The sequence below is a fragment of the Metaplanococcus flavidus genome (assembly GCF_042675885.1).
Classification (GTDB): domain Bacteria; phylum Bacillota; class Bacilli; order Bacillales_A; family Planococcaceae; genus Planococcus; species Planococcus flavidus.
Map to the genome: position 1 here is coordinate 170,822 of NZ_JBHTKI010000002.1, position 6,600 is coordinate 177,421.

General features: G+C 47.4%; 2 protein-coding genes. Both read right to left on the bottom strand.

All coding sequences use genetic code 11. The features are described from left to right. Positions 1-254: 254 nt before the first annotated feature. Positions 255-1,742 (bottom strand): glutamate synthase subunit beta, encoded by a 1,488-nt coding sequence (locus tag ACFQ1X_RS01255; protein WP_144840500.1) that lies wholly within the window; start codon positions 1,740-1,742, stop codon positions 255-257. A 39-nt stretch (positions 1,743-1,781) separates the two neighbouring features. After that, the gene (gltB, locus tag ACFQ1X_RS01260; protein ID WP_144840499.1) at positions 1,782-6,368 is read right to left on the bottom strand and encodes a glutamate synthase large subunit; all 4,587 of its coding nucleotides are present in this window, start codon (positions 6,366-6,368) and stop codon (positions 1,782-1,784) included. Positions 6,369-6,600: the final 232 nt, after the last annotated feature.

The following is a 6,600-nucleotide window of genomic DNA, read 5'->3' on the forward strand; positions in this document are numbered from 1 at the left end:
TATGGAGCAAAACAGCGAAGAGTTGACCGAAGCCTGCGAGGGCGACTCTTTGCGACGAAGCAGCGAAGCGATGCAGGAGCACAGGGTTTTGAGTTAGCCCCGGCAGTAGGCGTCGCGACGTCCTGTCGCGCCGACTGCATGACCCACATCCTGTGGGCCCGCAAGCAAGCTGTTTTGCGGAATATCGGTTTTCATGTTTCTTTCTCAATAAGCTGAAAAAACCGGGAGAATTCCCCCGGTTTTCCTTACCGTTTTTATGGCAGTACAGTTGCACCCATTAAATAACGGTCGCATTCTCTTGCTGCTTCCCGCCCTTCATTGATTGCCCATACAATCAGGCTTTGCCCGCGTCGCACATCGCCCGCTGCAAAGACACCTTCTGAGTTGGTGGTATATTTTCCGTACTCAGCTTTGACGCAAGAGTTTGACTCAGTCTCTACGTCCATTTGTTGGATCAGATCTTGCTCCGGCCCGCTGAATCCGATAGCTATCAGCACGAGATCCGCTTTCCATACTTTTTCCGTTCCAGGTATTTCTTCACGGATTCGATTGCCTTCTGCATCAACCTTCAGTTTGACATTTACCGTATGAACTTCTTTTACATTCCCCTTTTCATCACCGACAAATTTCTTGGTCATGACGGCATAGGCTCTTGGATCTTCCCCGAATGCAGCTGCCGCTTCTTTATGGCCATATTCCACGCGATGCACTTTCGGGTATTGCGGCCAGGGATTGCCCTGCTCATCGCGAATCGCACCTTTTTTATCATAAACATCGAATTGGACGAGACTTTCGCAATCATGGCGGACAGCTGTAGCGAGACAATCCGTCCCGGTATCGCCGCCTCCAATGACAATTACATGTTTGCCTTTGGCAGAAATATAATTGCCATCATCAAAATTCGAATCCAAAAGGCTCTTCGTGCTGGCATGCAGAAAATCCATCGCGTAATGGATGCCGCCGAGTTCACGACCCTCCAACTGGACGTTGCGGTGAACTGTTGCACCGGTGCACATAATGACCGAATCGAAATCCGCTTTCAGTTTTTCCGCGGCATAATTTTTGCCGATTTCAATATTCGTTTTAAAGGTGATGCCTTCCTGTTTCAGAATTTCGACACGGCGGATGACCATTTCATATGGCAGCTTCATTTCCGGTATGCCATAAGTAAGCAAACCGCCAACTCGGTCATTCTTTTCAAAAACAGTGACCCAATGGCCAGCTTTATTTAATTGTGCTGCTGCCGCAAGACCAGCCGGGCCGGAGCCGATGACTGCGACATGTTTGCCGGTGCGCCTCTCCGGCGGTTCAGGTACGACCCAACCTTCCTCAAAACCGCGTTCAATAATCGATCGTTCAACTGTCCGGATTGCTACCGGGGGGTCGGTTATGCCGAGAACGCATGAGCCTTCGCACGGCGCCGGACAAGCCGTTCCCGTAAACTCGGGAAAATTATTTTTGAGATGCTCACGTCGAAGCGCTTCTTTCCATTGTCCTTTATAAACCAAATCATTCCATTCAGGAATCAGGTGATTAACCGGACAGCCGGTAGTCACCCCTTCCAATTCCATACCGGTGTGGCAAGTCGGCACACCGCAATCCATGCAGCGCGCTCCTTGTTTTTGCACTTCTTCATCGGATAGTGGAATGGTGTAATCGTTCCAATCGTGTTTTCTTTCTGCCGGGTCGCGTTCCTTCAAAGTTTGTCGGTCGAATTCCATAAATCCTGTGCTCTTTCCCATCAGATCCCTCCTCTATCGATTCTGCTAAAAACTGATCTTCTATTTTACGGCTTCAGTTATTTTACTTTCTTCAAAAGCTGTCATTTCAGCATCGAATTTCGTCATGCCGTTGCCCTGAAGAGCAGTGATGCGGTCGTTAATCTGCAAATACGCTTTCGGGATGACGCGCACGAATTTTCCGGAGAAAATTTCCCAATGCTCCAAAATCCGCTGTGCGTTGGCACTTTCCGTATAACCGTAATGGCTGTCGATCATGCTGCGCAGATTTTCGATTTCCTGCGGATCCGCCAACGGCTGTAAATAGACCATATCTTTATTGCAGTACTCGGCGAAATCCCCGCCTTCATCCAGTACATAAGCGATACCGCCGGACATTCCTGCGGCGAAGTTTTTGCCGGTATTGCCGAGTATCACTACCCGTCCGCCCGTCATATATTCGCAGCCATGATCTCCGACGCCTTCCACCACAATATTGGCGCCGCTGTTCCGGACAGCGAAACGCTCTCCTGCAACACCGTGTATATATGCTTCACCGGCGGAAGCACCATAGAAGGATACGTTGCCGATGATAATATTTTTTTCCGGTATGAATGTGGAATCCGCAGCGGGTTTAACAATGATTTTTCCGCCGGACAAGCCTTTTCCGACAAAATCATTGGCATCGCCAATTAAGTTCATCGTCATTCCCTGAGGAATGAATGCACCGAAACTTTGGCCTGCCGAACCTTGAAATTTCAGTTTCACTGTATCTTCCGGCAATCCTTCTGCTCCGTAGCGTCTTGAAATTGCGCTGCCTATGATGGTTCCTGTCGCGCGATGAATATTACGGATAGCTGTAGAAAACTCAACAGGCTCCCCGGTTTCAATCGCATTACGGCATCGTGGCAGAAGTTCCTGGTAATCCAATGTTTGGATCAAACCGTGATCTTGTTTGACAGTGGCATAGCGGCCGACTTTTTCAGGAAGATCCGGCTGATAAAGAAGGGCTGATAAATCGATTCCTTTCGCTTTCCACTGATCGACTGCTTCATTCACTTCAAGTACGTCGGTTCTGCCAATCATTTCATTGATTGACCGGAAGCCAAGCTCCGCCATCAATTCACGTGCTTCCTGTGCAATAAAGCGCATGAAGTTTACGACATGTTCCGGATCTCCGCCGTATTTTTTTCGCAACTCCGGATTTTGTGTGGCAATTCCCACCGGACAAGTGTCCATATGGCAAACGCGCATCATGACACAACCGAGCACGACCAGAGGCGCAGTTGAAAAGCCATATTCTTCTGCTCCCAGAAGTGCCGCCATGACGACATCGCGGCCCGTCATCATCTTGCCATCCGTCTCCACAACAATACGATCACGCAAACCATTCAATAGTAGAGTTTGATGCGTTTCAGCCAAGCCGATTTCCCAAGGCAGGCCGGTATGCTTCAAACTTGTTTTCGGCGCAGCCCCTGTGCCGCCGTCATAACCGCTGATCAATACCAAATCCGCACGGCCTTTTGCGACTCCTGCCGCTATTGTTCCGACACCCACTGCTGATACCAGCTTTACGCTGATGCGTGCATAAGGATTGGCATTTTTCAGGTTAAAAATCAATTCCGCTAAATCTTCGATCGAGTAAATATCGTGATGCGGTGGAGGCGAGATCAATTCCACTCCGGTCGTCGAGCCGCGAACTTCTGCAATCCATGGATAAACTTTCTTCCCTGGCAGATGTCCGCCTTCTCCCGGTTTTGCTCCTTGCGCAACTTTAATCTGGATTTCGTCAGCGTTCACCAGGTAATGGCTCGTTACGCCAAAGCGGCCTGAAGCCACCTGCTTGATCGCGCTTCTCCGATCTGTGCCGTCTTCATCCGGGATAAACCTTGAAATTTCTTCTCCGCCTTCACCGGAATTGCTGCGGCCACCGATTTTATTCATCGCAACACCCAGCGCTTCATGCGCTTCCTTGCTGATTGAACCGTAGGACATCGCCCCTGTTTTGAAACGCGCACAAATTTCTTCGACGCTTTCCACCTCATCCAGAGGGACCGGTGTCTGTTCCTTAAACTTCAACAAACCACGCAACGATTGCAAATTCGCCTTTTCATCCGTCAACAGGGCAGAATATTTCCGGAACACATTAAAATCATTTGTTCGGCACGCCTGTTGCAGTGTATGAATAGTCTTTGGATTGTACTGATGATCTTCCCCATTTTCGCGGTATTGAAATTCATCTCCTGATTCCAGTTCTCCGTCGCTGCCCTCAAGTTCCGGATAAGCTCGGGCATGGCGCATAAGCACTTCTGTGCCAATTGTGTCGAGCCCGATTCCGCCCAGTCTTGAAGATGTACGGGTGAAATATTTATCGATGACATCCATTCGAATTCCTACAGCTTCGAAAATTTGTGCTCCACGATAACTTTGGATTGTTGAAATACCCATTTTCGACAGCACCTTAATAATGCCGTCGGTGACCGCTTTAATATAGGTGGTTTCAGCTTGCCCATAATCGACGCCTTTAATATCTTCAGTCTCTATTAAGTGAATGATCGTGTCCAAAGCCAAATACGGATTGATGCCTTCTGCTCCATATCCCAGAAGAACAGCAAAATGATGCACTTCACGAGGTTCTGCAGATTCCAGCAAAATGCTGACTTTCGTGCGGATACCTTCGCGGATTAAATGGTGATGCAAACCGGAAACGGACAATAAAGCCGGTATTGCTGCATTTTCCTTATCGGCTCCTCTATCAGAAAGAATCAGCAGCGTAGCCCCATTCGAACAGGCAGCATCCGCTTCGGTAAACAGCTCTTCTAGCCGTTTTTCCATCGCTTCGGCCCCGCCTGAAACGGGGAATAATATTGGCAGTGTTACTGCTTTAAATTCACGGTATTGATTTTGACGCAATTTCTCCAACTGCCCGTTAGTAAGCACCGGTGTCTCCAATCGAATATGGCGGCTGCTTTCCGGGGTCGGCTCTACCAGATTGCCTTCTGCTCCGATTGTAGTCTGCGCAGCTGTGACAATCTGTTCACGGATGGCGTCAATCGGCGGATTCGTTACTTGTGCAAATAATTGTTTAAAGTAATTGTAAAGAAGCTGAGGTTTTTTCGATAACACGGCTAATGGCGAATCATACCCCATGGAACCGACAGGATCTTTTCCTTCAGTCGCCAGGGGCTTGATGATTTTTTGGACTTCTTCCATCGTATAGCCGAATGCCAATTGCTGTTTTATCAAGGATTCCGTTACGTCATAGTTAACCCTCTGTTCCGGATCCGCTAAATCATTCAGATCCACCAAATTTTGTTCCACCCAGTCTTTATAAGGCAATTCCCCTGCAATTTGCAGCTTTATTTCTTCATCCGGAATAATTTTTCCTTCTTCCAGGTCTATCAACAGCATTTTGCCGGGACGCAGGCGGTCTTTGTAAACGATGTCATCTGCAAAAATATCAAGTGCGCCAACTTCCGAACCTAAAACAATCATGCCGCTCTTGGTTACGTAATAACGCGCCGGACGCAGGCCGTTGCGGTCGAGACAGGCTGCAATTTGGTTGCCGTCAGTAAAGACCAGTGCAGCCGGGCCATCCCACGGTTCCATCAAAGTGCTGTGGTATTCATAGAAATCCTTTTTCACTTTATTGATTGTCGGATCATTGACCCATGGTTCGGGTACCATCATCATCGCCGTATGAGCAAGAGAACGCCCGGATAAATGAAGAAACTCAAAACAATTGTCGAACATCGAAGAATCGCTTCCGCTTTCATCGATGACCGGCATCAACTTTTCCAGATCTTCTTCGTTGAAATGCGGTGATGTGCACAACGCCTGGCGTGCCCGCATCCAATTGACATTTCCGCGTAAAGTATTGAATTCACCATTATGGATGGAGTAGCGGTTAGGATGGGATCTCTGCCAGCTGGGAAATGTATTGGTGCTGAAACGTGAGTGGACTAAGGCCAACGCCGATTTGAATTCGGGGTGGTTGAGGTCGATGTAGAAAGAATCCAATTGCTCGGGAATAAGCATCCCTTTATAAACAATGGTGCCAGCTGACAGACTGCTGAAATAGACGTCTTTGAATTCCGGATCAGAACCCATTTCCTGTTCAATCCTTTTGCGGATGATGTAGAGTCTTCGCTCTAAATCCATACGCCCTTCCAGCTCAGCCGCCGCTTCTATAAACACTTGCCGGATAACCGGTTTCGTTTTCGTGGCTACCTTGCCGACAAAAGAATCATTTACCGGAACCGGTCGCCATCCGAGACATTGCTGACCTTCTTCTTCAATAATTTTTTGAATGATTTCTTTCGATTTCATCCGGATATCGTAATCCTGTGGCATAAAAATCATGCCGATGCCGTACCGGCCTTCTGCAGGAAGAATTATTCCTTCTTTTTCACATTGTTTTTGGAAAAAACGGTGTGGAATTTGTGTTAAGATTCCTGCTCCATCACCTGTACTCGTATCAGAAGACTGTCCTCCGCGGTGCTCGAGGTTGCAGAGAATATTTACTGCATTTTGGACAATCGAATGTGATTTTTCACCGTTTATATTCGCAATCATTCCAATTCCACAGGCCTCATGCTCCTGGTCCGGATCATAGAGTCCTTGTGCTTTTGGATACTCTCTTTTTATCATAATGCTTCCCCCTTTAACACAGTGAAGTGTCATAATATTAGGATAGTATATCATAAATATTGAATAAATATAAAATTACGATTAATTTAAATAGTCTAATATTAGTGCAAAAGCTTTCATTTTAATGGTAAGCGTCCAATAGCGAACACATTTAAATAGAAGAAACTTCGTGAGATACTCTTTCCAGAATTGAATTTTGGGAGGAGTTTCTTTGATAAGAAAAGAGAAAGCA

Bases quoted from the DNA above. Each gene is read 5' to 3' on its own strand.
- ACFQ1X_RS01255 (WP_144840500.1), bottom strand. From the start codon at position 1,742: ATGGGAAAGAGCACAGGATTTATGGAATTCGACCGACAAACTTTGAAG.
- gltB (WP_144840499.1), bottom strand. From the start codon at position 6,368: ATGATAAAAAGAGAGTATCCAAAAGCACAAGGACTCTATGATCCGGAC.